At 52.4% G+C, this 25,193-nt stretch carries 25 protein-coding genes; 10 read left to right on the top strand and 15 right to left on the bottom strand.

Going from position 1 to position 25,193, the window contains the following annotated elements; translation table 11 throughout:
* Positions 1-31: 31 nt before the first annotated feature.
* The 5 genes from ACFFJP_RS15050 to fadB form a co-directional block, all read right to left on the bottom strand.
* Positions 32-778 carry a MerR family transcriptional regulator gene (locus ACFFJP_RS15050; RefSeq protein WP_377245815.1) on the bottom strand — a complete coding sequence of 249 codons (747 nt, stop codon included), beginning with the start codon at positions 776-778 and terminating at the stop codon, positions 32-34.
* 103 nt (positions 779-881) lie between these two features.
* On the bottom strand, positions 882-1,931 hold the full coding sequence (locus tag ACFFJP_RS15045; protein ID WP_377245812.1) for a GGDEF domain-containing protein: 1,050 nt from the start codon (positions 1,929-1,931) through the stop codon (positions 882-884).
* A gap of 63 nt (positions 1,932-1,994) precedes the next feature.
* The gene (gene tusA, locus ACFFJP_RS15040; RefSeq protein ID WP_377245809.1) at positions 1,995-2,252 is read right to left on the bottom strand and encodes a sulfurtransferase TusA; all 258 of its coding nucleotides are present in this window, start codon (positions 2,250-2,252) and stop codon (positions 1,995-1,997) included.
* A 123-nt stretch (positions 2,253-2,375) separates the two neighbouring features.
* Positions 2,376-3,542 (bottom strand): acetyl-CoA C-acyltransferase FadA, encoded by a 1,167-nt coding sequence (fadA, locus tag ACFFJP_RS15035; RefSeq protein WP_208932514.1) that lies wholly within the window; start codon positions 3,540-3,542, stop codon positions 2,376-2,378.
* A 17-nt stretch (positions 3,543-3,559) separates the two neighbouring features.
* Positions 3,560-5,713, bottom strand: a complete 2,154-nt coding sequence (gene fadB / locus ACFFJP_RS15030; RefSeq protein ID WP_377245802.1) for a fatty acid oxidation complex subunit alpha FadB — start codon at positions 5,711-5,713, stop codon at positions 3,560-3,562.
* A gap of 174 nt (positions 5,714-5,887) precedes the next feature.
* Between fadB and ACFFJP_RS15025 the strand changes: the two genes are divergently transcribed.
* Together ACFFJP_RS15025 and pepQ are read left to right on the top strand one after the other, a co-directional pair.
* The gene (locus ACFFJP_RS15025) at positions 5,888-7,804 is read left to right on the top strand and encodes a transglycosylase SLT domain-containing protein (RefSeq protein WP_377245799.1); all 1,917 of its coding nucleotides are present in this window, start codon (positions 5,888-5,890) and stop codon (positions 7,802-7,804) included.
* Positions 7,805-7,870: 66 nt separating this feature from the next.
* Positions 7,871-9,193, top strand: coding sequence for a Xaa-Pro dipeptidase (gene pepQ / locus ACFFJP_RS15020; RefSeq protein WP_377245796.1), 1,323 nt, complete (start codon positions 7,871-7,873; stop codon positions 9,191-9,193).
* A 117-nt stretch (positions 9,194-9,310) separates the two neighbouring features.
* On the opposite strand, the gene ACFFJP_RS15015 is transcribed toward pepQ, so the two are convergent.
* Both ACFFJP_RS15015 and ACFFJP_RS15010 read right to left on the bottom strand, forming a co-directional pair.
* A complete protein-coding gene (locus ACFFJP_RS15015; RefSeq protein WP_377245793.1) occupies positions 9,311-9,949 on the bottom strand; it encodes a DsbA family protein in 639 nt (212 codons plus the stop codon).
* Between the two features lie 114 nt (positions 9,950-10,063).
* Positions 10,064-10,957 carry an MBL fold metallo-hydrolase gene (locus ACFFJP_RS15010; RefSeq protein ID WP_377245790.1) on the bottom strand — a complete coding sequence of 298 codons (894 nt, stop codon included), beginning with the start codon at positions 10,955-10,957 and terminating at the stop codon, positions 10,064-10,066.
* A 100-nt stretch (positions 10,958-11,057) separates the two neighbouring features.
* On the opposite strand from ACFFJP_RS15010, the gene ACFFJP_RS15005 reads away from it, so the two are divergent.
* Complete coding sequence (locus tag ACFFJP_RS15005) at positions 11,058-11,966, top strand: LysR family transcriptional regulator (RefSeq protein WP_377245787.1); 909 nt, start codon at positions 11,058-11,060, stop codon at positions 11,964-11,966.
* 72 nt (positions 11,967-12,038) lie between these two features.
* Here the strand turns inward: ACFFJP_RS15005 and trkA are convergent, their stop codons facing one another.
* Genes trkA through def form a run of 4 tightly spaced genes read right to left on the bottom strand, consistent with a single transcriptional unit; the run spans position 12,039 to position 16,190 of the window.
* On the bottom strand, positions 12,039-13,415 hold the full coding sequence (trkA, locus tag ACFFJP_RS15000) for a Trk system potassium transporter TrkA (protein WP_208932509.1): 1,377 nt from the start codon (positions 13,413-13,415) through the stop codon (positions 12,039-12,041).
* Entirely contained in the window at positions 13,412-14,713 is a 1,302-nt protein-coding gene (gene rsmB, locus ACFFJP_RS14995) for a 16S rRNA (cytosine(967)-C(5))-methyltransferase RsmB (RefSeq protein ID WP_377245784.1), read from the bottom strand. The genes trkA and rsmB overlap by 4 nt, the downstream gene beginning before the upstream one ends.
* Positions 14,710-15,672 (bottom strand): methionyl-tRNA formyltransferase, encoded by a 963-nt coding sequence (gene fmt, locus ACFFJP_RS14990; protein WP_377245781.1) that lies wholly within the window; start codon positions 15,670-15,672, stop codon positions 14,710-14,712. Before fmt ends, rsmB begins: the two co-directional genes overlap by 4 nt.
* A gap of 11 nt (positions 15,673-15,683) precedes the next feature.
* Positions 15,684-16,190 carry a peptide deformylase gene (gene def, locus ACFFJP_RS14985; protein WP_377245778.1) on the bottom strand — a complete coding sequence of 169 codons (507 nt, stop codon included), beginning with the start codon at positions 16,188-16,190 and terminating at the stop codon, positions 15,684-15,686.
* Between the two features lie 132 nt (positions 16,191-16,322).
* Between def and ACFFJP_RS14980 the strand changes: the two genes are divergently transcribed.
* The 4 genes from ACFFJP_RS14980 to ACFFJP_RS14965 all read left to right on the top strand — a co-directional run bounded on the left by ACFFJP_RS14980 (position 16,323) and on the right by ACFFJP_RS14965 (position 19,748).
* Positions 16,323-17,468, top strand: a complete 1,146-nt coding sequence (locus ACFFJP_RS14980) for a LysM peptidoglycan-binding domain-containing protein (protein ID WP_377245775.1) — start codon at positions 16,323-16,325, stop codon at positions 17,466-17,468.
* 67 nt (positions 17,469-17,535) lie between these two features.
* Positions 17,536-18,633 carry a DNA-processing protein DprA gene (gene dprA, locus ACFFJP_RS14975; RefSeq protein WP_377245772.1) on the top strand — a complete coding sequence of 366 codons (1,098 nt, stop codon included), beginning with the start codon at positions 17,536-17,538 and terminating at the stop codon, positions 18,631-18,633.
* The gene (locus ACFFJP_RS14970; protein ID WP_377245769.1) at positions 18,626-19,099 is read left to right on the top strand and encodes a DUF494 family protein; all 474 of its coding nucleotides are present in this window, start codon (positions 18,626-18,628) and stop codon (positions 19,097-19,099) included. The genes dprA and ACFFJP_RS14970 overlap by 8 nt, the downstream gene beginning before the upstream one ends.
* 109 nt (positions 19,100-19,208) lie before the next feature.
* Positions 19,209-19,748: a DNA topoisomerase family protein gene (locus tag ACFFJP_RS14965; RefSeq protein WP_377245766.1), complete on the top strand. Its 540-nt coding sequence runs from the start codon at positions 19,209-19,211 to the stop codon at positions 19,746-19,748.
* A gap of 40 nt (positions 19,749-19,788) precedes the next feature.
* Here ACFFJP_RS14965 and ACFFJP_RS14960 read toward each other — a convergent pair whose 3' ends face one another.
* Together ACFFJP_RS14960 and purE are read right to left on the bottom strand one after the other, a co-directional pair.
* Positions 19,789-20,943, bottom strand: a complete 1,155-nt coding sequence (locus tag ACFFJP_RS14960) for a 5-(carboxyamino)imidazole ribonucleotide synthase (RefSeq protein WP_377245763.1) — start codon at positions 20,941-20,943, stop codon at positions 19,789-19,791.
* A complete protein-coding gene (gene purE, locus ACFFJP_RS14955) occupies positions 20,943-21,431 on the bottom strand; it encodes a 5-(carboxyamino)imidazole ribonucleotide mutase (protein ID WP_377245760.1) in 489 nt (162 codons plus the stop codon). Before purE ends, ACFFJP_RS14960 begins: the two co-directional genes overlap by 1 nt.
* Positions 21,432-21,550: 119 nt before the next feature.
* On the opposite strand from purE, the gene hemF reads away from it, so the two are divergent.
* On the top strand, positions 21,551-22,468 hold the full coding sequence (gene hemF / locus ACFFJP_RS14950; RefSeq protein ID WP_377245757.1) for an oxygen-dependent coproporphyrinogen oxidase: 918 nt from the start codon (positions 21,551-21,553) through the stop codon (positions 22,466-22,468).
* A 6-nt stretch (positions 22,469-22,474) separates the two neighbouring features.
* Here the strand turns inward: hemF and ACFFJP_RS14945 are convergent, their stop codons facing one another.
* On the bottom strand, positions 22,475-22,927 hold the full coding sequence (locus ACFFJP_RS14945; protein ID WP_377245754.1) for a group II truncated hemoglobin: 453 nt from the start codon (positions 22,925-22,927) through the stop codon (positions 22,475-22,477).
* A 15-nt stretch (positions 22,928-22,942) separates the two neighbouring features.
* Here ACFFJP_RS14945 and aroE point away from each other — a divergent pair, with 15 nt between their 5' ends.
* Both aroE and ACFFJP_RS14935 read left to right on the top strand, forming a co-directional pair.
* Positions 22,943-23,758, top strand: a complete 816-nt coding sequence (aroE, locus tag ACFFJP_RS14940; RefSeq protein ID WP_377245751.1) for a shikimate dehydrogenase — start codon at positions 22,943-22,945, stop codon at positions 23,756-23,758.
* Complete coding sequence (locus ACFFJP_RS14935; protein ID WP_377245748.1) at positions 23,755-24,003, top strand: DUF1488 domain-containing protein; 249 nt, start codon at positions 23,755-23,757, stop codon at positions 24,001-24,003. The genes aroE and ACFFJP_RS14935 overlap by 4 nt, the downstream gene beginning before the upstream one ends.
* A 75-nt stretch (positions 24,004-24,078) precedes the next feature.
* On the opposite strand, the gene ACFFJP_RS14930 is transcribed toward ACFFJP_RS14935, so the two are convergent.
* Positions 24,079-24,615 (bottom strand): gamma carbonic anhydrase family protein, encoded by a 537-nt coding sequence (locus ACFFJP_RS14930; RefSeq protein WP_377245745.1) that lies wholly within the window; start codon positions 24,613-24,615, stop codon positions 24,079-24,081.
* Positions 24,616-25,193 lie beyond the last annotated feature (578 nt).

The raw sequence follows: 25,193 nt of genomic DNA, 5'->3' as shown, positions 1-25,193 counted from the left end.
TCGGCCAGACTGGCCCTGCTTTGTGCGTGCATCACGGCGCCGACTGACTGGCGGCATACCAGTGCAGCGCGTCACGCAGCAACACCGCAGTACCGGCGCCAAACCTGTCGTAATAAGCCTGAAAGCGTGCATCGCTGACGTATAAATCACCGAGCATCACCAGACGCTGCAACGGACATGCCCCGTACTGTTGCAGCCACTGATGCTGGCGCACGGCCCATAGCTGTACTTCGGCGGCATCGGCCGGTAAATGCAGACATTGTGCTAAGCCCCGGGCGATTTGTTCACCTTCGTGCGCCAGCTGTTGCTGTTGTTCCGCGCTTAACTGCGCCAGTTGCTGCTCGCTGTGGCGGATCTCGGCTTCGCCCCAGCGCTGTGCTGCTTCTTCGCGCAATGTCGCCTGACTGAACTGATTAAATAGCTGCGATGATGTGGTCATCGATGAAGACTCCTGCTGTTGGATAGTAAAATCCAGCATGCTTTGCAGCCGTTGCAGATGTGCGATCCGCCCGGCCAGCAGCTGCTGTTGTTGGCGTAAACAGTGGGTCAGGTCATAGTCCGGTGTTTGCATGATCTGCTGGATTTGCGCCAGCGGATATTCCAGCTCGCGAAACATCAGAATTTGCTGCAATTGCAGCACCTGTTGCTCGTTGTACAGCCGATAGCCACCACTGCTGCGTCCGGCTGGTTGCAGCAGTCCGATAGCATCATAGTGATGCAAGGTGCGGACGCTGACGCCAGCAAGGGCGGCAAGCTGACTGATGCTGTAAGTTGACATAACCGACTCCTGTTTACGGCGGGCAGTCTGCAGCCTGACGTAACGTCAGACGCAAGTAGTTATAGCGGGATTTTTTGCAGAAATTTCAGCGGATCAGCAATGCTCAGCTTCGCACCAGATTGCGACCATCGGCCTTCGCCTGATACATCAGTTGGTCGGCCTGGCGCAGCGCTTCGTCAAAGTCGTCACTGCCACTGAGCACGGCCACACCAAAACTGCAGGTGATCACCAGTTCCGGGTGTTGCGGCAAAAAACGTTGCTGGGCAACGCTTTGGCGGATTTTTTCGGCGACGCGGGTCGCGTCACTCAGCTGAGTGTGCGGTAACAGCAGCAGGAATTCTTCACCACCATAACGGCAGGCGATATCGGGCTGGCGCAATTTACTGCGAAACAGCCGGGCGATCTGTTGCAACACTTTGTCACCTTCGGCATGGCCGAAGCTGTCATTGATATGTTTAAAGTGGTCGAGGTCGACCAGGATCAACGCCATCGGCAGCAGCAACTCGGGTTGTTGCTGCAAATAATGTGGCATGCTCTGATCAAGAAAACGCCGGTTGGCGAGACCGGTCAGCGCATCAGTATTGGCTTGGTTGTCTTTGCTGCGCTGCAACAAATCCATGCTGTGATGGCTACGTTCACGGAAGTGTTCATTGATGCCACAGGCCAGGATCAGCGTCAGTAAAGACGCCAGAAACCGGCTGCTTTCGGCAGCGCGGTATTGCGCTTGTCCCAGATCAGGCCCATACAACACCACCGCCAAAGTCAGCAACAACGCCAGATTCAGCCAAGTGCCGCGTTTGCGGCCGAGCAAACCATATAAAATCGGCGGAAATGGAAATACCCAATACAAGGCGGTACTTTCGAAGCCGCCATGCACCACCAGCCCCGTGACAAAAGCGGCGACCAGCACCCCTTCAACCAAACAGGCAGTTTCAAGCTGCTGGCTGGCGTGAAACCAGGCGGCATTCAGTAAAAAACTGAAAGCACAACCAAACAAAATAAACTGCAGCAGATAATCTTCACTCAACAAGTGACGCAAACCCAGCACCAGCATAATGGCGGAGGTGATGTAGCTGACGAACAGCAATATGTAGCGGCGACGATTTTGTTCAACCGACAACGCTTCGGCCAGGCTGGCGCGGGAGATGGGCACTAAGCAGTTTCCTTCCGCTGTGAATGTCCCCAGTATTGAGGAAAGCAGCGGTAAAACACAATGTCAGGCTGTGTTTTTTTTCAGCAGATAGCGATATGGCAGCGAACTGGTATCGCTGGCGAGTAATTCATGGTCCATAAAGCGGCAAAAAGCCGGAATATCGCGGGTCGTGGCCGGATCATCAGCAATGATCAGTAAGGTCTCACCGGTTTGCATTTTGCGGATAGTCAGCCGGGTCATCATCACAGGTTCCGGGCAACGTAAACCCAAAGCATCAAGTTGCTGGTCAGCATTGGAAAACACATCAGCAGCAGGGGACATCAGCAAAACTCCGGTCAAAGTCTAAAGGCGTTATCGTAACGATGCGTGCGACCGATTTCAAATATCGGCCTGCTAAAAAGCAAAGGCAGCCTGAGCTGCCTTTGTCATCCGGTCAAAATTGGGTTATTCGACGCGTTCAAACACAGTGGCGATACCCTGACCCAGACCAATACACATGGTCGCCAGGCCGTAACGGGCATCTTTGCTTTCCAGCACGTTAATCAGCGTGGTGGAAATGCGTGAACCGGAGCAACCCAGCGGGTGACCGAGCGCAATAGCACCGCCATTGAGGTTCACTTTAGTATCCATCACTTCCAGCAAGCCTAAGTCTTTCATCACCGGCAGTGCCTGTGCAGCAAAAGCTTCGTTCAGCTCAAAGAAGTCGATTTGGCTGATGTCGAGACCGGCCGCTTTTAACGCTTTTTTCGACGCCGGCACCGGGCCATAACCCATGATCGACGGGTCACAACCGGCCACACCCATGCCAATGACGCGGGCGCGGATTTTCAGGCCTAAAGCTTTGGCTTTGTCTTCGCTCATCACCAGCATGGCAGAAGCACCATCAGACAGCGCTGAAGATGTACCTGCAGTGACAGTGCCGTTGGCCGGGTCAAATACCGGACGCAGCGCGGCCAGGCTTTCGACTGTCGTTTCCGGCCGGATCACTTCGTCATAATCAAACAGCTTCAGCACGCCGTCGGCATCATGGCCTAAGGCTGGCAGAATTTCGGCTTTAAAACGGCCTTGTACTGTGGCTTCTTGCGCCAGACGATGCGAGCGGGCACCAAACTCGTCTTGCTGCTGGCGGCTGATGCCGTGCATTTTACCCAAGAGCTCAGCTGTCAGGCCCATCATGCCGGCCGCTTTAGCGACAGACACACCCAGACCCGGGTGGAAATCAACGCCGTGGGTCATCGGTACGTGGCCCATATGCTCCACACCACCGATTAAATACACTTCGCCCATGCCACACTGAATCGAGCGGACGGCATCATGCAGCGCCTGCATTGATGAGCCACACAGCCGGTTGACAGTGACAGCTGGTACAGAATGCGGAATACCGGCCAATAACGCAGCGTTACGCGCGACGTTAAAACCCTGTTCCAGCGTTTGCTGCACACAACCCCAGATCACGTCGTCAATTTCTTCCGGCGCCAGGCCCGGATTGCGTTCCAGAATGCCGCGCATCACATAAGCAGACAGTTCTTCCGCCCGTACGTTACGGAAAATACCGGCCTTAGAGCGGCCCATCGGCGTACGGATACAATCAACAATAACGGCTTGTTTCATTTTCAATTTCTCCGCCATTAAACCGGATAAAACACCTGGCCGCTCAAGGCCATGGCGCGGGTTTTGTCTGTGACCTGATAAATCTCACCCAGGTCGGCGTATTGGTCAGCCAGTGCCACGAAGTTGGCGAGGCCCATCGTATCGGCATAACGCAACGGACCGCCGCGGAACGGAGGGAAACCTAAGCCATAAATCAGGCCCATATCGGCTTCAGCTGCGGTGGCGACAATGCCTTCTTCCAGACAACGGATCGCTTCGTTAATCATTGGGATCATCGTACGGGCAATGATTTCATCGGCACTGAATTCACGCGGCGCAGCAGCGACGTTAGCCAGCAGGGCAGTTGCGGCCGGATCCAGGTCTTTTTTCGGTTTGCCTTTGGCGTCTTTGCTGTATGCATAGAAACCGAGGCCATTTTTCTGACCATAGCGGTTGGCGGCATACATCACGCTGACCGGGTCATTTTCAAGTTTAGCCATCCGGGTTGGGAAGCCGTCTGCCATCACGTCAGTACAATGATGTGCGGTATCGAGGCCCACCACGTCCAGTAAGTACGCCGGGCCCATTGGCCAGCCGAATTGTTTTTCCATCACTTTGTCGATTTGCGCGAAGCTGGCGCCATCGAGCAGTAATTTTGAGAAACCAGCGAAATACGGGAACAACACGCGGTTGACGTAGAAGCCAGGGCAGTCGTTGACGACAATCGGTGATTTACCCATTTTGGCCGCGTATGCGACTACGGCTGCGACTGTCGCATCCGAGGTATCTTTGCCACGAATGACTTCGACCAGTGGCATCTGGTGCACCGGGTTAAAGAAGTGCATGCCACAGAACCGGCTTGGGTCGGTCAGGTTGGCAGCCAGTAAGTTAATCGAAATGGTGGAGGTGTTCGACGTGATAATCGCATCAGCGGCTACCACAGTTTCAATTTCCTTCAACACTGCGCCTTTGATTTTCGGGTTTTCTACGACAGCTTCAACCACGATATCCACAGTTTTCACTGGTTCCAGCGACAAGGTCGGCTGAATTGATGCCACCACTTTGGCCATACCGGCAGCGTCGAGCTTTTTGCGCTCAACTTGTTTTCCGAGCAGCTTAATGGCTTCGCCCATACCCAGTTCCAACGCCTTGTCGTTGATATCTTTCATCACGACTGGCACGCCTTTGGAGGCGCTTTGATAACAAATGCCGCCACCCATGATACCGGCACCCAGCACTGCAGCTTTTTTGATGATTTTGGTCGCTTGTTTACCGGCTTGCTTGGCTTTGGCTTTGATCAGCTGGTCGTTCAGGAACAAACCAATTTGCGCGGTGGCTGCTGTAGTTTTCGCCAACTTGGCAAAACCGGCATTTTCCAGCGCAACAGCGCCAGCGCGGTCGAGGCGGGCGGCTTTCTCAATGGTTTCCACTGCCATCATCGGTGCCGGGTAATGTTTGCCGGCTTGGGCAAATACCATACCTTTGGCGGTGCTGAAGCTCATGATGGCTTCAGTTTTATTCAGTTTCAGCGGCTCGAGTTTGGCCTGACGTTTCTTGCGCCAGTTCAGGTTGCCGGCGATAGCGTCTTGTACCATCGACAATGCAGCTGCTGTTAATTTGTCCGGCGCAACGACTGCGTCAACAGCGCCTTCTTTTAACGCTTGCTCTGCGCCACGCTCTTTACCCGTGGTGATCCACTCCATCGCCGTGTCAGCACCGACGATGCGTGGCAGACGGGCAGTACCGCCAAAGCCTGGCATCAGGCCAAGCTTCACTTCCGGCAGACCGATTTTGGTGGTAGTGTCAGCGACGCGGTAGTCAGCAGTTAAAGTCCACTCACAACCGCCACCCAGTGCAAAGCCTTTGATAGCGCAGACCGTTGGTACCGGCAAATCTTCGGCCAGGTCAAACACGTCTGACGCTTGTTTAATCCATGGCACCAGTTGTTCTTCTGCTTGTTGGAAGGTGCCAAGGAATTCAGTGATATCAGCGCCGACAATAAAGGCGTCTTTGCCGCTGGTGTAAATCAGGCCTTTTAATGCGCTGTCTTTGTAGAGGATGTCGAGGGCCGCGCGGCAGTCCGCCAGCGTCTGCTGGTCGAATTTATTGACCGAGCCGGCCGCGTTAAAGGTAAACTCGGCAATACCGTCGGCAATGTATTGCACGGTAATGCTGGAACTCTGGTAGATCATGGATGTTCTCCTTCGTCGCGTAGGTGACAGATACTTTTGGGATCGTCGCAACAGGTCAGATGAGTCTTGTGCGCAAGCAGTGTGTCGCGGTTCAGGAAAAAATTCAACCGTTATTTAAACAAGCGTTTGAATCAGCCAGCGACAACCAACTAACTATAGGTGGATTTTCGAAACATGGGGCAATTGAAGTCCGGGTTTGCTGTGTTGGCGTTATGGTGTGGTGGTTTGCTTTTACCCGCACTGGCCGCGCCGTCAGATACCGTATTGCGCGAACGTTTTCTGCAGGCAGAGAAAAAAATTCACAAAGTACCGCTGTCGCAGGCGGAGAAAATGCTGCGCGATTTACATGCCTATCCACTGAAACCTTATATCGAACTGGAATATATCAGCCGCACGCTCAGTGATACCGCGGCGGTACAAAAATTTCTGCAGCAACATCAGGGCACTCCGCTGGAATGGCCGCTGAAAAAACGCTGGTTGTTATATCTGGCCGGCGTGCAGCTGACGCAGCCGTTTCTGAAACACTACCAGATGGGCACAGATACAGTGCTGGATTGTGCTGCGCTGCAACTACGGCTGTTAAATGAATCACCGGCGTCGGTGTGGCCTGATGTGACACATCTGTGGCTGGATGGCGAATCGTTACCAAAAGAATGTGACCCGTTGTTTAAACGCTGGCAAAAAGCCGGTCAACGTACGCCAGAAGTAGTATGGGCGCGACTGGTCAAAGCGGCAGACGGTGGCGATGACCGTATTATTCCGTACCTGCGAACTCTGCTGCCGGCCAAACTGCAATATCTCGGCGATAAATGGAAACAAGTGCTGGAAGAGCCTGCACTGGTCAGCCGGCAGAAGTTTTTGCCGCTGAAACATCCGTGGGAGCGCGAGATCCTGACCTTTGGCCTGAAAAAGCTGGTATGGAAAAAACCGGATCAAGCGCTGGCCGTCTGGGCGCGGTACGAAATGGACCCGCATTTCACTAAGGCACAACGTATCGATGTAGCCCGTAATTTTGCTATCGCCCTGGCCAGTAAAGATGACAGCCGTGCGGCCAAATTCCTGGCGATGGTGCCGGTGGAACTGAAAGACGATTTGTTCCTGCAATGGCAGATCACCTGGTACTTGCGCCAGCAACAATGGCAGCGAGTCATTGAAGTGTTAAACGAGTTACCGGAAGAAACCCGCAAAGATGACAGCTGGCAGTATTGGTTGGCGCGGGCCTATGAACAAAGCGGCAAGACTGAACAAAGCAAGCAGATGCTGACCGCACTGGCTGCAACCCGCGGTTATTATGGTTTTATGGCCGCAGCGAAACTGGGCTTACCGCCAAGTCTGGCGCACAAACCAGTACCGGTGACCAAAGAGCAGTATCAGGCGTTTCGCAAAAGTGACAGCATGCAACGGATGCGCGAGTGGGAGCTGCTGGGCCGGCCGAATGCCGCCAAACGCGAGCTGACCTTCCTGCAAAAATACGGCACGCCACAGCAGCAACTGAGTGCCGCCAAACTGGCCTATGACAATGGCTGGTATGACAGAGCGATTTTTGCACTGGCCGACGCTGGTTACTGGGATGATGTCGAAATGCGTTTCCCGATGGTTTACAACAAAGAAATTCAAAAACACTCGAAAGCGGCGCAAGTTGATCCAGCTTGGGCGATGGCGATCACCCGACGTGAAAGTTCCTTTATTCCAACGGCAAAATCGCCGGTCGGTGCGCAAGGTCTGATGCAAATCATGCCGCGCACGGCCAAGCATATCGCCGGCCGCAATGTCAAAGCAGAAGCGCTGTATAACCCTAATACCAATATTGATATGGGCACTGACTATCTGCGGTATTTGTTGCGTGCCAACGATAATAATCTGGTGTTTGCGACGGCCAGTTACAACGCTGGTTTTAGTAACGTCCAGCGCTGGATCCCAAAACATCGTCAGATGGAACTGGATGTCTGGATTGAAACGATTCCGTTTAAAGAAACCCGTGAATACGTCAAAGCGGTATTGGCCTATTACCAGATTTATAATATCCGGATGAATCAGGAACAGGATGTATTTGCGCCGCTGGCAACAATGAAAGTCGGGCAGACCGGCTGATTGCTACCGGTCTGACGTTTGCTGATTTTATGTTAATCTATTGCAAAAAACGAACAGGACATACCGATGCGCCCAGCATATCAGGCTCTATACGCCGCCCATTTGTTTGAACTGCAACAACGCACTAAGGCCGTCCTGGCGCGTGAGAGTCTGGATGCCCTGGTGATCCACTCAGGTCAGGCCAAGCGCCAGTTCCTTGATGATATGGATTATCCGTTTAAGGCCAATCCGTTATTCAAAGCCTGGTTACCGGTTGTCGACAATCCGCATTGCTGGCTGATTGTTGATGGCGTCAATAAACCCAAACTGGTGTTTTATCTGCCGGTCGATTTCTGGCACAAAGTGCCGGATGCGCCGAATGACTTCTGGTCTGGGTTTTTTGATATTCAGCTGATTGATAAACCGACCAAAGTGGAAAGTCTGCTGCCGTACGATAAAGCCAATGTGGCTTATCTCGGTGAGCAATTGGAGCTGGCGCGCGCGTTGGGATTTAGTCAGCTTAATCCGGAAGGCGTGCTGAGTTATCTGCATTATTTCCGTGGCTACAAAACCGATTACGAACTGGCTTGCATGCGCGAAGCTAATCGGATTGCAGTCGAAGGCCATCGCGCTGCTGAAGCATGTTTTCGCAATGGTGGCAGTGAATTTGATATTCAGCTGGCTTATCTGGCTGCCGTGCAGCAGGGCGAGAATGAAGTGCCGTACGGCAACATTATTGCGCTGAATGAAAACGCTGCGATTCTGCATTACACCGTGTTGTCGCGGCAAAAACCGGCGCAGCATCACTCGTTTTTAATCGATGCCGGCGCGTCTTTTCACGGTTATGCGGCCGATATTACCCGCACCTACAGCGCGCGGGATGATGAATTCCAGGCGCTGATCCACAGTATAAATGCGGTACAGCTGGCTTTAGTGGATACTTTAAAACCCGGCATCAAATACACCGAAGTGCATTTAAAATCGCATGAACTGATCGCGCAGGTGCTGGCAGACTTTGATTTCGTACAGTTATCGCCACAAGCCATCGTCGAAAGCGGCCTCAGCCGGACGTTTTACCCGCACGGCATCGGCCATCATCTGGGCCTGCAGGTACACGACGTCGGTGGTTTTATGGCGGACGAACGCGGCACCCATGTAGCGGCACCGGAAGATCACCCCTTCCTGCGCTGCACCCGTTTGATCGAACCGCGTCAGGTGTTCACCATCGAACCCGGCCTGTATTTTATCGATTCACTGCTGGCGGATCTAAAAGCAACCGAGCAGGGCAAGTACATCAACTGGCGCAAAGTGGATGCTTTCCGCCAATTTGGTGGTATCCGCATCGAAGACAACGTCATCGTGCATCGCGAACGCAATGAGAATATGACTCGGGATTTGGGGCTGGCTTAAGCAGATGTTTGGCAGGGGCTGAGCCCTTGCCAAACCTTCGAAAGCTGGTTGCTCTGAGTTCGCGACATTCTTGGCTAAGTGTGCCCTTTATATTGTGTTTCTGCGCGTGCTAGCTGACTAATTAAAGCTATTTCGCTTCAACTGTTGCTGCAGCCAGTGTGCAAATTCGGTTGCTTGGCCGAACCATGGTGTCAAATCCAGTCGTACAATGCCTTGTGCTGTGCTTAACCCCATACTCGGAAAGCTCTGAGCCTGAAGCTGTGACATCAGTTGCCTGGTTTGGCTGATATGTGCTGCCACGCCAGTTTGTAACATCTGTAGATACAAAGTGTCGAAATCGGTGGTTTTCAGCGCTAGTGCGCTCGCCAGCGCACTGAGTGTTTGCTGATCTGCGATCCGGCGACCTTGCTGATAATGTGCCTGCTGCAGCGCCGATAACATCGCCAAGCCTTTGCCGGCGAGTTGCTCGGCGGCTAGAATCGCGGCAATGGGCGGTGCAGAGTCAAACACCGCGCTATAGTCAGTCAATAAGCCATCGGTGTAAGCGGTACTAAATGGCTGTCCGGTTAATTTCGCAATGCGCAGATCATGCGGTTGCACAAATTGGCGCAATTCTGGGGTCACTTGTTGTCGTCTGCTACCTGTCATCATACCGCCGGCATGTAGCCTGATGGCCGAAAATTGTGCTGCAACTTCTATCAGTGGCGCGGCGCCATAACACCAGCCACACAGTGGGTCATATATGTAATGCAACATCGTCTTGTCCTCGCCAAATGCTGATGGGTTGCACAAGGCTTTCAATAAAAAAACCGCAAAGACAGAGCGCGAATGACTGACGTCTGCCATGCCAGGTAAAGGTTTATTTGTTGATCACCAATGCATTTCGCCTTTTTTCACTTTGGCGCCAATCTCTAAAGCAATGCCGAGTCCAGCCTGCGGGTAGGCTTGCTGCATCGCCTTGATCAGTGCTGCGCTATTTGCTGCGTGAGCCGCTTCTTGCTCAAAACGCTGCAAGTAATCACGGGTATAGCTGATGGTGGAAATATCTTCAGGAGTGCCAGGCAGCATATGTCCGGGGATCACCCGCTGTGGTTTTAGCGCAGATAACTCGTCCAGTTGTGCCAACCAAGCAGCCCGCTCTGTTGCGGTTTGGATATCTGCAGTCCAGACATGAAGTTGACCAAATACGGCAATATTCCCCAGTACAGTGCGGATTGAAGGAATATAGGTATAGGGACGATGCGCCAGCACACCACTGGTGCCGCGGACTTCAATGACTTGTCCATCGACGCTTAATTGATTGTTGTCCAGTAACTCCGGCAATAACACGGTCGCTGGGGCATTGGCGCCCAATTTCGGAGACCAGAAGGCTAATTTGGCAGCCATTTTACCTTTAATTTTTTCACGCACAGCGGCCGTGGTCACTAACTTAGCCTGCGGAAATTTCTGCTTTAATGCCGCAGCACCGAAGTAGAAATCCGGATCAGCATTACTAATCAAAATCGCCTTCAGGTTTTTACCACTATCTAATACATTTGCGGCAATGCGCAGCGCATCGGCTTGGCTAAATCCGCTATCAATCACGACGGCTTCGGTAGTGCCAGTCACCAAAGTCGCATTCACATGAAAGCTATGAGCTGATGCGTTATACACCTGCAGTTGTAATGGCGGATTTGTTGCGTTGCTCGTTGCAGCAATGGTTGCAGCACTAAATACTAAGGGGGTAAACAATGCAAATTTGGTAAAAGATTTCGAAAAATTCATACGGCTCTCCGCGGTGGTTAGGGTCGGGTGTTACTTTAATTGCGCCGAATTAATTGATAAAGTTCTCTTCAGTTGAATGATTATTGCATGGATCGATTGAATGGACCGTCTTACCGCCACTCAGGTGTTTGTTGAAGTCGCTGATCGCCAGAGTCTGACCGCTGCTGCCGAGCATTTAGAGATGTCGACAGCCATGGTAAGCCGCTATTTAGTGGCAATGGAAACCTGGTTTGACGCCCGGTTATTGCATCGAACCACCCGTAAAGTGACGCTGACCGATGCAGGGTTCGCGGCTATGCCTGCGTGCCGGCAGCTGTTGGAATTGGCAGCTGATGCACAACATCTGGCCGCAGAACGTTCGCGTGAACCGGCAGGCTTGTTGCGCATCACCAGTGCGGGTTCCTTTGCGGAAACCCAGCTAACGCCGGCACTGATCGCCTTTCAGCAGCAGTATCCACAGGTTGAAATTGCATTATCGGTGGCGGATAAAACTACGGATTTAGTCACCGATCGGATAGACCTGGCCGTGCGCATTACCAACCAGCTCGCTCCGAGTCTAATCGCGCGGCCATTGGCCGTGTGCCGCTCCGTGCTTTGTGCATCACCAGCCTATATTGCCCAATACGGTCAGCCACTGCAGATCACAGATCTCAGTGCTCATCGCTGCATTTCACATGCATTTGGCACTGGCGCCAGCTATCGGTTTCAGCGCAGTCAAGAAGTGCTGGAAGTGCCTGTGGAATGGAGTTTTCATACCAATGAAACTGCCATTTTACGTCGGGCAGTATTAAGTGGCGGTGGCATTGGCATGTTGCCGACCTATTATATCGGTGATGACCTAAGTTCTGGCCGGTTGGTCAAGTTACTGCCGGCAGAAACGCCGGAACACTTTGGAATTTATGCCGTATATCTTTCCAGGCAACATCAATCGCTGGCGCTGCGGTTACTGGTCGACTTTCTCGTAAAACGCTTTAGCGGAGAATTACCGCCTTGGGACGTCATGTCTTGACTTGGCTAATCACTGTCAAGCGAAGAGAGCCGAACTGGCCGTTGGCTGCCAACAACTGCAAACGGCCTTGGTTCAAAGGAAAAACGCGCTGACCTGGAACAGCCGTTCCACTTCACCGATGTGTTTTTTGTCGACCAGGAACAAAATCACATGGTCGTCGGTTGCGATGACGATATTGTCGTGTGCGATCAGCACCTCCTCGCCGCGCACGATGGCGCCGATGGTGCAGCCCGGTGGCAGTTTCACTTTGCCGATGGTTTGGCCGACCACTTTGGAAGTCGTGCTGTCACCGTGCGCAATGGCTTCGATCGCTTCAGCCGCGCCACGGCGCAGTGAGTAGACATTGACGATGTCGCCGCGCCGCACGTGGGTCAGCAATGCCGATATGGTCGCTTGTTGTGGTGACACCGCGATATCGATTTCGCCGCCCTGCAGCAGGTCAACATAAGCGCTGCGTTTAATCAGCACCATGGTTTTTTGCGCGCCCATCCGTTTAGCCAGCATCGCCGACATGATGTTGGCTTCGTCGTCGTTGGTCACGGCAAGGAACACATCTACTTCGTCGATACTTTCTTCTTGTAACAGCTCCGGATCTGAAGCGTCGCCGGCGTAAACCACGGTGTTTTCCAGCGCACTGGATAAATATTCGGCCCGCTCTTTACTGCGTTCGATCAGCTTAACGCTATGCGTTTTCTCCAGCGCCTTGGCGAGGCCATAACCGACGTTACCGCCGCCGGCGATCATGATACGGCGGTAGCTGTTTTCCAGCTTCTGCAGTTCGCTCATCACGGCGCGGATATGTTTAGTCGCGGCGACAAAAAACACTTCATCATCGGCTTCGATGATCGTGGTGCCAATGGGTTTAATGGCATGACCGCGCCGGTAAATGGTCGCGACCCGGGCATCAATATGCGGCATGTGCTCTTTTAGCGTCGACAGGGCATGGCCGACCAGCAAGCCACCATAATAAGCTTTGACTGCGACCAGACTAACTTTACCACCAGCAAATTCAACTACTTGCAGTGCGCCAGGGTAGTCGATCAGCCGGCGGATATAGTCGGTAACTAAGGTTTCCGGCGCAATAAAGTGGTCGACCGGTAAATCGTCTTTGTTAAACAGCTTGTCGCGGTATTTGATGTATTGGTTGGTACGAATACGCGCCACTTTGGTTGGTGTATTAAAAATGCTGTAGGCAACCTGACAGGCGACGATATTTACTTCGTCGCTGTTCGTGACCGCGATAATCATATCGGCATCTTCGGCGCCGGCTTTTTTCAGAATATCCGGGTGTGCACTGTGGCCATGCACCACCTGCAAGTCAAATTTGTCCTGCAGTGCTCGTAGTTTCTCGGCATTGATATCGACGACAGTGATGTCGTTTTCTTCACCGACCAGATTCTCTGCCAGCGTCGCACCGACCTGACCTGCACCTAAGATAATGATTTTCATGCAATCGCCTTTTTCTGCAATTTGGCGTAGAAGAAGCCATCGGCCTGCGCTTGGCCCGGAAATAACTGCCATTCACTGGCGGTATGGCTGGCGCTGAGCGGGATGGCTTGTGCATCCGGCTGCGCATCAAGAAAGCGTTGTACCTGCAGCTGATTTTCGTCAGGTAACACACTACAGGTTGCGTACAGTAACACACCACCGGGTTTCAGCGTTGGCCAGACCGCCGCCAGAATTTGTTGCTGTAACAACGCCAGCGCAGCGATATCTGGTTTTTTCCGCAGCCAACGGATATCCGGGTGGCGACGAATCACGCCGGTAGCCGAGCAAGGCACGTCCAGCAAAATGCGGTCAAACAGCTGACCATCCCACCATTGGCCGGGTTCGGCAGCATCGGCGGCTTTAATCACCGCTTCATGGCCTAGCCGCGCCAGATTTTCCCGCACCCGCACCAGTCGGGCCGGATCTTTATCCAGCGCCAGAACGCGCGCTTCCGGTGCCAATTCCAGCAGGTGACCAGTTTTACCGCCCGGTGCGCAGCAGGCGTCGAGAATGAATTCACCATTTTCCGGTGCCAGAAACTTCGCCGCATACTGTGCAGCTAAATCCTGCACGGCAAAAAAGCCCCAGACATAACCGGGCAATATAGTGACGTCACACGCCTTGTCGAGCAGGATCGCCTGCGGCATCTCCGGGACTGGCTGACTAAAGCCAATCTCCATCGCCGTTAAATCTGCGGTGAATTTCTCGACTGAGCAGCGTTTGGTATTCACCCGCAGCCACAGCGGCGCTTTTTGTTGGTTAGCGGCGATAATCTCCAGCCATTGCTGGGGATAGGCTTGTTGCAGCGCCTGTACCAGCCAGGATGGATGATTGGTTTGTACAGAGAGCGGCGCGTCGGCGAATTCAAACAATTCCGGCTGACGCTGGACTGAACGCAATACGCCATTGATCAGCTTGGTCATCGACTGACCTTTTAAGTACCGCGCGGCTTCAACGGTTTCACCAACGGCGGCATGGTCCGGAATACGTAAGAACTTCAGCTGATAAATGCCGAGATAAATCAGAAACTGCAATGGACGCAGCTGCTTGACCAGCGGTTTGCTCATTAGTTGCTGACAAACAAAATCGAGTTGTGGCAGCTGGCGCATCAGGCCAAAACACATTTCCTGCAGCAGGGCTTTGTCGGCTGGATTGTTGAATAACAGCTGAGCTTTGGGTAAGACGTCGGATAACGATTTGCCTTGATCAACCACCTGATAACACAGGGTGGCGGCGGTCGCGCGTAAGTTTGCGCTCATTGTGGCTGTTCCGGTGTAGCTTGCAGTTGTTGACCAACCTGGAACCAGTCGGCGCGACCATTCAGGAAGTCCACCACCGCCATGGCTTTTTTACCCGGCGGCTGCAGCTGCTCAATCACCAGCAGGCCGTCGGCAGTGCCAATGGCGATACCTTTTTTGTCGACTCGTACCACCTGACCTGGTTGCGCTGTACCCGCTTCAGTCCGGGCTTGCCAGACTTTCAGCTGTTGTGTCGCCAGCTGTAAATAACTGACTGGCCATGGATTAAACGCGCGGATCTCACGTTCAAGTGCGACGGCAGTTTTGCGAAAATCGAGCTGCGCTTCTTCTTTGCTGAGTTTTTCGGCGTAGTTGGCGGCGCTGTCTTGTTGCGGTTCGGCTTTCGCCTGTAACGCAGGGAGGTCTTGCAGCGCTGCGACCAGCGCTTCTGGCCCGACGACGGCCAGCTTTTCATACAATGTGGCGCTGGTGTCGGTGGCTTCAATGGGCATCGTTGCGATGCTTAACATGGCGCCGGTATCGAGACCTGCATCCATTTGCATAATTGTAACGCCGGTTTTTGCGTCGCCGGCCCACAGCGCTCTTTGGATTGGGGCCGCACCGCGCCAGCGCGGCAGCAATGAGCCATGCACATTGATACAGCCCAATTTTGGCGTATCGAGCACCACTTGCGGTAGGATCAGGCCATAGGCAACCACGACCATCAGGTCAGCATCAAGCGCGGCAAGTTGTTGCTGCGCCGGTGCCTTTTTCAGTGACTTCGGCTGGAACACCGGAATGTTGTGAGTCAGGGCAAGCTGCTTGACCGGGCTGGCCTGTAACTGCTGGCCACGCCCAGCCGGACGGTCCGGTTGGGTATAGACTGCAATGACCTTGTGATCAGAATCGAGCAGGGCCTGCAGATGGCGGGCAGCGAAATCCGGCGTGCCGGCGAAAATAATACGAAGCGGTGTGGTCACGGAGATTCCTGTCAGGCTTTAGCGGCGCGGGCTTGTTTTTCCAGCTTTTTCTTAATGCGATCGCGTTTTAACGGCGACAGATAGTCGATAAACAGTTTACCGACCAGGTGGTCCAGCTCGTGTTGCAAACAAATAGCCAGCAGGCCGTCTGCTTTGACTTCAAACCAGTTGCCGTCGGTGTCCTGTGCTTTTAACGTGATTTCAGCCGCCCGTTCAACATTGGCGTAGTTTTGCGGTACTGACAGACAACCTTCTTCATAGGTGGTGTCACCGCTCTTTTCAGTAATTTCCGGGTTGATAAATACCTGAGGCTGGTTGCGATCTTCAGACAGGTCGATCACCACCACACGCTGATGCACGTTGACTTGCGTGGCTGCCAGACCAATGCCGTTTTCGGCATACATGGTCTCCAGCATATCAGCAACTAACTGGCGGGTTTCTGCGGTTACTGCCGCAACAGGTTTGGCAATCGTCCGCAGACGCTCGTCGGGATAATGTAAAACGGTTAGAACAGCCATGGCACCTACAAAATTATGCTTTGTGAATATATCTGTGTTATGGTTCAATTTTAGCCATTAAATCGCTGTAATAACAGCTTCCTATGCATTCTGTGCAATAATTACTGCAGTTCCGGGCCGAAGGAAACTGGCATGCTCAAAACAATAACAAGCTCAATCGCCGCCCTGTTGTTCTGTCTGACGACATCTGTCTCAGCAGATATTCTCGCTATAAAGCCTGATGCTCCCAAGAGTTACACTGTCAAACAAGGGGATACTTTGTGGGACATTTCTGGTTTATATCTGCAACAACCCTGGCTGTGGCCACAGCTGTGGAAGCTCAATCCTCAGGTGGAAAATCCACACCTGATTTATCCCGGTGACGTGTTGAGTCTGAGTTATGATCAGGATGGCCGGCCGATATTGTCGGTTAATGGTAACGCTATCAAAGTGTCACCGGCAGCGGCTGATGGTACCGCCACTCAGGGCATTCGGAAATTATCGCCACAGGCCCGTAAATCGTTAAAAAACACCAAAGCAATCACGACTATCCCGCTGATGATGATTCGGCCATTTCTGACCTATGAGCAGTCGTTGTCGGCGGAACAGATTGACGGCCTGCCTTATGTACTAGGTGCGGATGATCACGTGAAAAATGCCAGCCAGGGACACATTCTGTATGTGCGTGGTCAATTGCAACAAGACGCGGCATACGGCATTTATCGCAAAGGGAAAGCCTATATCGACCCACAGACCGAAGAGATCCTCGGATATGAAACTATTCTGGTTGGTACGGCCCGCGCATTCCGTGCCGGCGGCGCTGAAGTCGATCAGCCCGCGTCGGTGGCTGTGCTGGATGTGAAACAAGAAATCCGCCAAGGTGACCGCTTAATTCCTGCTGCGGACGGGCAAAGCCTGCCAGCGTTTTTTATGATGCGAAAACCAGAGCAGCCTTTATCCGGAACTATTATCGACACCACTTCAGATCTGCGGGAGTTTTCCAGCTGGGATATTGTCGTGTTGAATAGAGGCCAGCAGGATGGATTAAAAGCGGGTTATATGTTTTCGATTTCGCGTCAGTCACCCACAGTGGTTGATTCGAGCCGTGGACCTGTTTATATGTCAGATGCATCGAAATATCAAAAGCTTATGGGTGGTCTTGACGGTGACCGCATCGAGATGCCAAAAGAGCAAATCGGTGAGCTGATGGTGTTTAAAGTGGCAGAACGCACCAGCTTTGCTATCGTCACAGGAACGAAAAAACCAATCCGGGTCGGCGACATTATCGGCGACCTGTAATCTTTCACCCGAGGCCATTGCGGCATCGCAGCTGCCAATGTGACGGGTAGGCCAATAGGGGGAGATCATGGACGGTCTCAACTGCTGGCTGCGACTGATGGCGGTGCCGGGGCTGGATGTCAGCAAACTGGCGACGCTCAGTCCGGCCATATCAATCGCCGAGCTGTGTCAGGCATCCACATTTCAGTTGCAGCAACTGGGTCTTTCCGGCGCGCAGAGCTTGCATCTGCAACAATCGCAGAACAAAGCTGATGCGGCGCGACGTTGGCTTGAAGCCAGCCCCAACCACTGGTTTATGCCTTATACCGACCCGCGTTATCCGCCTTTATTAAATCAAATCAAACATCCGCCGTTGGGATTGTTCGGTCATGGCGATGCGACTGTGCTGGGTAAACCGCAAATCGCTATAGTCGGCAGTCGTAGACCGACGCCCGCCGGACGACAGCTGGCGCTTGAGTTTGCCGCTGAGTTGGCAGCGCTTGGCTTTGTGATCACCAGCGGTCTGGCGCGTGGCATCGATGGTGCAGCGCATCAGGGCGCCTTGCGCGTGCAAGGGCAGACCATCGCTGTGATGGGACATGGCTTATGTTATGTTTATCCGCCACAGCATCAGGCATTACATCAGCAAATCACTGAGCATGGCGCTGTGCTGTCAGAGTTTATGCCGCAACAGCACGCAAAACCGGAGTTTTTCCCAATCCGTAACCGGATTGTGGTGGGCTTAAGCCTTGGTACTTTAGTGGTTGAGGCTGCGGAAAAAAGCGGCTCGCTGATTAGTGCGCATTATGCTGCCGACTACAATCGTGAAGTGTTTGCCATCCCAGGATCGATCCGTAATCCGCAAGCAGCTGGTTGTCACGAGCTCATTCAGCAGGGCGCTAAACTAACCCGTTCGGTCGCCGATATCGTAGAAGAGTTGGCACCTCAGCTTGTTGCCGGTTTAATCCGCAGCTCGGTTGAAAAAAATAGTTGTTTGCCGCACTTGTCCGACGATAGCTTGTTAGCTAACGTAGGAGATGAGGCAACTGCAATAGACCTGATTGCAGATCGCGCAGCAATGCCGGTAGCCGACGTAACCATTGCCCTGCAACAGCTTGAATTAAGTGGTGCAGTGGCAGCCGTACCTGGTGGCTACATTCGAGTGAGGGGGCCTAGTCATGTTTGATATCCTCGTCTACCTGTTTGAGAATTACATCCACAACGAATCGGAAATTTACGTCAACCAGGCCGATTTGACCAAAGAACTGGTCAAAGCCGGATTTCACGATGATGACATCTTCAAAGCCCTGCGCTGGCTGGAAAATTTATCCCAGCTGCAAGAAAGTCATGTTAAACCTTATCTAACCAAAACCACGTCGACGGCAGTGCGGGTTTATACGCCGCAAGAGCTGCAAAAGCTTGATGCTGAATGTCGGGGGTTTTTGCTTTTCCTGGAACAAATCAATGTGTTGGATTTGCCAACCCGGGAAATGGTGTTGGACCGCGTAATGGATTTGGATAGCGCAGAAGTCAGCCTGGAAGATCTGAAATGGGTGGTGTTGATGGTGCTGTTTAATGCCCCCGGGCATGAATCGGCTTATGCCCAGATGGAAGATCTGATTTTTGAAGAACCTACTGGGTTGCTACATTAGGCCAGAAAAAGCGTTATTGGACAGTCGTAGTCACGCCGGTTTAGCCGGCGTTACTTTTTTCACGTGGGTCTGTGCGATAATGACTAACCCGTACCAAATGGGCTGACGTATGTCCGACCAACCTTTATTTGCCATTCCCGAACACAAACAGCTTTGTCCTTTATGCCAGCACGAGTTGGTGATGAAATCCGGCAAGCATGGCCCGTTTTTGGGTTGTAGCAATTATCCCGCCTGCAGTTATATTCAGAACCTGCACCCACACGAAAGTACCGTCGTTAAATTACTGGACGACACGCCATGCCCGAGTTGCGGTTCGGCGCTTGCGGTCAAAAATGGTCGCTACGGCATGTTTATCGGATGCAGTAATTTTCCGGAGTGTCATTTCATCGTGCATGAAGAACCGGTGATAGTAGACGACGTGCAATGCCCGCAATGTCAGATTGGTCAACTGGTCGAACGTACCAGCAAATACGGCAAAACCTTTTATGGCTGCAATCAATATCCGAAATGCGATTTTGTGTTGAATTTCAAGCCTGTAGCCGGTACTTGCCAGAGTTGTGGTTTTAATTTGCTGGCGGAGAAACCAGGGGCAAATGGCGTCAAGTTGATTTGCGCCAGTCGTAAATGCCAGACGGTACAGCAACCCTAATGGCAAAAGAAAAGGCCCGCATGGGCCTTTGTTCTGTGAGCTATTTAGCGCGTTCGCGCAGTTTGGTGGCCATTTCTGCCACTTCCGGAAAACTGCTTTCAGGCAGCAATGCACTTAAGGTGCTAAAGCGCTCTGACAATTCCTTTGCAGTTGCTCCACAAATGTTGATATGCCCCATCTTACGGCCAGCTCTTTTGGTTTTGCCGTACCAGTGAAGATGGCAGGATGGCAGGCTAAGGATCGCCGGATTAACAGCGTCTTCGCCGAGAATGTTTACCATCACCGTTGGCCGCACCAGTGCAGTACTGCCAAGTGGCAGGCCACAGACAGCGCGCAGATGGTTTTCGAACTGGCAGGTGTCAGCACCTTGTTGCGTCCAGTGTCCTGAGTTATGGACCCGGGGGGCAATTTCATTGACCAGTAACTGATCACCGACCTGAAAAAACTCCAGCGCGAGCACGCCAACGTATTGCAGCTGACGAGCAACAGCGTCGAACATTTGTTTGGCTTGTTGTTGCAGAGCAGCCTCAGATGGCAGTGCCAGTGATACTGACAGTACACCATTGACGTGGTGGTTTTCAGTCAGCGGATATACCACTGTGTCGCCATGTTCATTACGTGCACCGACCAAACTGACTTCGCGGTCAAACCTGACAAACTGTTCAGCAACAATGGCTTGCGGCAAGCTGTGATCGGCACCTGCCATAAACGCTGCGATGTCGGCCCAGATTAAAGCGGCATCCTCAAGGTGCTTTAACCGCCATTGCCCTTTGCCATCGTAACCAGCCAACGCACTTTTTAATACCAGTGGTAAACCCAGTTCATTAATAGCCAGCATGAACTCAGTTTCAGTCTGCACAATACGGTAGCCTGCGTTGGCGACGCCAGCTGCATCCAGCAAGGCTTTTTCCTGACGACGGTCACCACCGGCTTTAATGGCGGTGCTGTTGGGTTTGAATTTCCCGCTGGCTTCACACACGGCTTGCACCGGATAGGGGATATGTTCAAATTCTGAGGTCACCACGTCTGCAGCAGCCACTGCCTGTTCCAGAGTGAGTGGATAGATTTCACCGGTCACCGGATGTTGTACTTTGGCAGAATTCACATCATACGCTGTGACGTGCAGGTTCAGCGGCGCGCCAGCCAGTGCCATCATCCGTGCTAGTTGTCCGGCGCCCATGACTAATACGTTCATCATGCTTCCTCGGCTGGGTTCGGGTGCGCCAGCACGGAGTCGGTTTGTTCTTTGCGAAATGCGTCAATTTTTGCCAGCAGGCTGTCATCACTGGTCGCCAGAATCTGTGCAGCTAATAAACCAGCGTTTGCCGCACCGGCATCACCAATCGCCAGGGTGCCAACTGCAACACCTTTTGGCATTTGCACGATAGACAATAATGAATCAATACCTTTTAACGCTTTGGATTGAACCGGTACGCCCAGTACCGGCAATGAAGTGAAGGCTGCAGCCATTCCCGGCAGGTGAGCGGCGCCGCCGGCACCGGCAATAATCACCTTTAAACCGCGGCTGGCGGCGTTACCGGCATACTCAGCCAGTAAGTGCGGGGTGCGATGCGCAGAAACAACAGTGGTTTCATAAACGATGCCGAATTTATCTAACATGTCTGCTGCGTTTTTCATGGTAGGCCAATCGGATTTGGAGCCCATAATGATACCGACTTTCATTGCTGTTTCCTCAAAACCGCCAGGTGCTGGCATAATAGGGCGCTATTATAGCCATCTGGCCGTTGCCAGGAAAATTTTTCACCAGTGTCTTCTGCCGGAGGCACCAAACGGGAGCCGATATGTCTGTTGATAAACATGCCGTCAAAGCTTTTTTACTGCAGCTGCAAGAGCAGATTTGCGCGGCACTGACAGCCTCCGATGGCGCTGCTGGTTTTGTCGAAGACAGCTGGGACCGCGCTGAAGGTGGTGGCGGACGCAGCCGGGTTTTGACCAAAGGCGCGGTGTTTGAGCAAGCTGGCGTGAATTTCTCCCATGTCTTTGGTGACAAAATGCCTGCTTCGGCGACGGCGCACCGGCCTGAACTGGCTGGTCGGCGCTTTGAAGCCATGGGCGTGTCGCTGGTCATTCACCCGAATAATCCTTATGTACCTACCAGCCACGCCAACGTGCGGTTTTTTATAGCTGAGAAAGACGGTGAAGATCCAGTCTGGTGGTTTGGTGGCGGTTTTGATCTGACGCCGTTTTATCCATTCGAAGAAGATGTGCGGCACTGGCACCAGGTCGCATTTGATTGCTGCGCGCCTTTTGGTGCGGATGTATATCCGAAATACAAAGCCTGGTGTGATGAATACTTTTATCTGAAACACCGGGGTGAAACCCGTGGTGTCGGCGGTTTGTTTTTTGATGATTTAAATCAGTGGGGATTTGAGCGTAGTTTCGCGTTTATGCGAGCTGTCGGCGAAGCCTTTATCACCGCCTATCAGCCGATTGTCGAGCGGCGTAAGCAGACGCCCTTTACCGATGTACAGCGTCAATTCCAGCTATACCGCCGTGGCCGTTATGTCGAATTTAATCTGGTTTTTGACCGCGGCACCTTATTTGGTTTGCAAAGCGGTGGTCGGACTGAATCGATCCTGATGTCGATGCCACCGCTGGTGCGCTGGGAATATGGTTTTGTACCAGCAGAAGGTTCTGCAGAGGCGCTGTTGTATCAGCGCTATCTGCAGCCACAGGACTGGCTCGGTATCAGTCGTTAAGGGTGTTTAACGTGGCTGGCCCTGTTCATCCCGATTGATCATGTGGCTCGCCAATTGGCCTAAGGCTTCGCTTAAGCCACCGCGCAGGACCGGATCTGCCACTATTTCAGCCAGCGCCTGGTTCATACAGAACATCCACTGGTCGCGCAGCGTCGGATTGACAGTAAAAGGCATATGGCGCATCCGCAGTCTGGGGTGACCATATTTTTGTTCAAACAAACCGGGGCCGCCAAGCCAACCCGACAAAAACTCAAAGAACTTTTGTCGGATGGTATCCAGTGGCAGTGGATGAATCGCATAGAGTTCGGCCGCTTCCGGCGCTGTGGCCATGATATCGTAAAAGCGGTTCGCCAGACGGCGGGTCGCGTCTTCACCACCGATCAGTTGATACGGTGTTTGTTGCGGTGTCGGGTGTGCAGGATTTTTTGGCGACAACATTTGAATTAACTTCTTTAGCATGATGGGAGCTTCGTTGTGGATCGATATGCCGTCTTTGGTCATCCGATAGGACATTCCAAATCTCCGCTGATCCATCGCTGGTTTGCCGAACAAACCGGTCAGGTTCTAACGTATGAGGCGATTTTAGCACCGCTCGATGGCTTTGCCGACAGCTGGCTGCACTTTGTTGCAGAGGGGGGGCGTGGGGGCAACGTCACTGTGCCATTTAAAGAGCAGGCTTTTGCTTTAGCGCAGGTGCTGAGTAAGCGGGCTCAACTGGCTGGTGCAGTGAATACTTTATATCTGGATGAGCAACAACGCTTATGTGGCGATAACACGGATGGTGCAGGTTTAGTAGCCGATTTACTGCGCCAGGATGTGTTGCTGGAAGGGGCTAATGTGTTGCTGCTAGGGGCCGGTGGCGCTAGTCGCGGCGTGATTCAGCCATTGCTTGATGCAGGGGCTGCACGTATTCATTTGGCTAACCGGACCGTGCCCAAAGCGCAGCAAATCGCACAACTGTTTGACTCGCGCGTCAGTGCCGGCAGTTATGCCGAAGTGCCGAAAGAGCGCTGGCATTTACTGATCAATGCGACGTCGAGTGGTTTACAGGGAGAACGCCCGCCATTACATGAACAACATCTCGAATATTGCCAGTTGGCCTATGACATGTTGTATGGCGCCGAACCTACGCCGTTTTTACAGTGGTGCCATCAACAAGGGGTGCCACAAACTGCGGACGGTTTAGGCATGCTGGTATCGCAGGCCGCAGAGAGTTTTACTATCTGGCGTGGTGTGCAACCAGAAGTTGAACCGGTATTGTTGAAGTTACGGGAGCTGTTGCGCGGATGAACCAACAACTGATCTTTAACCATGACTATCAGTTTGACGAAACGTGCATGGCTGTCCGCTGCTCTGTACTGCAAGGCGGGTTGCGCAATACGGTGTTTATCCGCATGCCGGAAGGCTGGACGGCAGCAGCCTGGTTAGTGCAAGTCCGGGAAGACGCTTTCTTTTGGGAAGATGAGATCGAACTGGCGTTAAAGCGCGAACAGCTCGACCCGGATGGCAACCTGTGGCTGGATGGTTCAGTCTGAAAACACAGAGTCTAATCTTTGCTTCTATATAGTGATAGTGGCTTTTTGATCTCGCCACTATATAGAAGTAGTTACTTAGTTCGTTTCCGCCAGATACTCGTTTTTCAACACGACATAGTTTTGCGCCGATGCTGACAAAAAAGCCCGCTCTGCATCATTGAGTGGCCTTGCTTGTTTGACTGGGCTGCCTACATATAAGTAGCCGCTTTCCAAACGTTTGCCTGGGGGGACTAAACTGCCGGCGCCAATAATTACATCATCTTCCACAATAGCATCGTCCATCACGATAGCGCCCATGCCGACCAGAATACGATTGCCGAGACGGCAGCCATGTAACATACATTTATGACCCACCGTGACATCGTCGCCAATAATCAGTGGTGAACCATCAGCATTCTTACTACTCGGGCGCGACACGTGTAATACAGTGCCATCCTGTATATTGGAACGGGCGCCAATCCGGATAAAGTTCACATCACCGCGCGCCGCAACCAGAGGCCAAATGCTGACATCATCTCCTAAGACGATATCGCCGGCTAAAACTGCTGATTCATCAACATAAACATTGGCACCCAGTGCCGGACTCACACCTTTATATGAACGTATCGACATCTTAAACTCCTCATCTGCTGCGGAATTATGCGACATTTGTGTATAAAAAACACCTTTCGTTGAAATTTCACCCGAACGATCGCAAAAGTGTAACTTTTCTCAAATTTAGTCTTGCGCGAGTTTTAAAACGACCTATAATGCGCGCCATGCCGACGGGGTGAAGCGAAACGCGAAACGCCGGGTGAGTTTGAAAAGTGAAAAATAGTCGATAAAAAGACGCTTGACACGAATTAAAAACTGACTAAAATGGCCGCCTCGCAGCGAGGTTGGGGTGAAAGCCTCGAAATCGCAAGTGAGGTAAGTAGGTTGAGCAGAGTAGTTTATTTAAATAGTAAATTTCTCTGCTTGACTTAAAATCTGGGAAGTGTAAGATACGCCTCCCGCTTCGAAGTCGAAGCACGCTCTTTAACAATTAGCAATCAATCATCTGTGTGGGCACTCGTTGAAGATGTATCGCATGATACGAATAAATCTTCAGTTGAGTGACTATATAGTCAATTTATTTAGTCAGTAAACTGAGCAGCTGTTTCGGCAGCAAAAAACTTTTAATTGAAGAGTTTGATCATGGCTCAGATTGA

The sequence above is a fragment of the Rheinheimera tilapiae genome (assembly GCF_042432165.1).
GTDB lineage: Bacteria > Pseudomonadota > Gammaproteobacteria > Enterobacterales > Alteromonadaceae > Pararheinheimera > Pararheinheimera tilapiae.
This window is presented reverse-complemented; position numbering and strand designations above follow the sequence as displayed.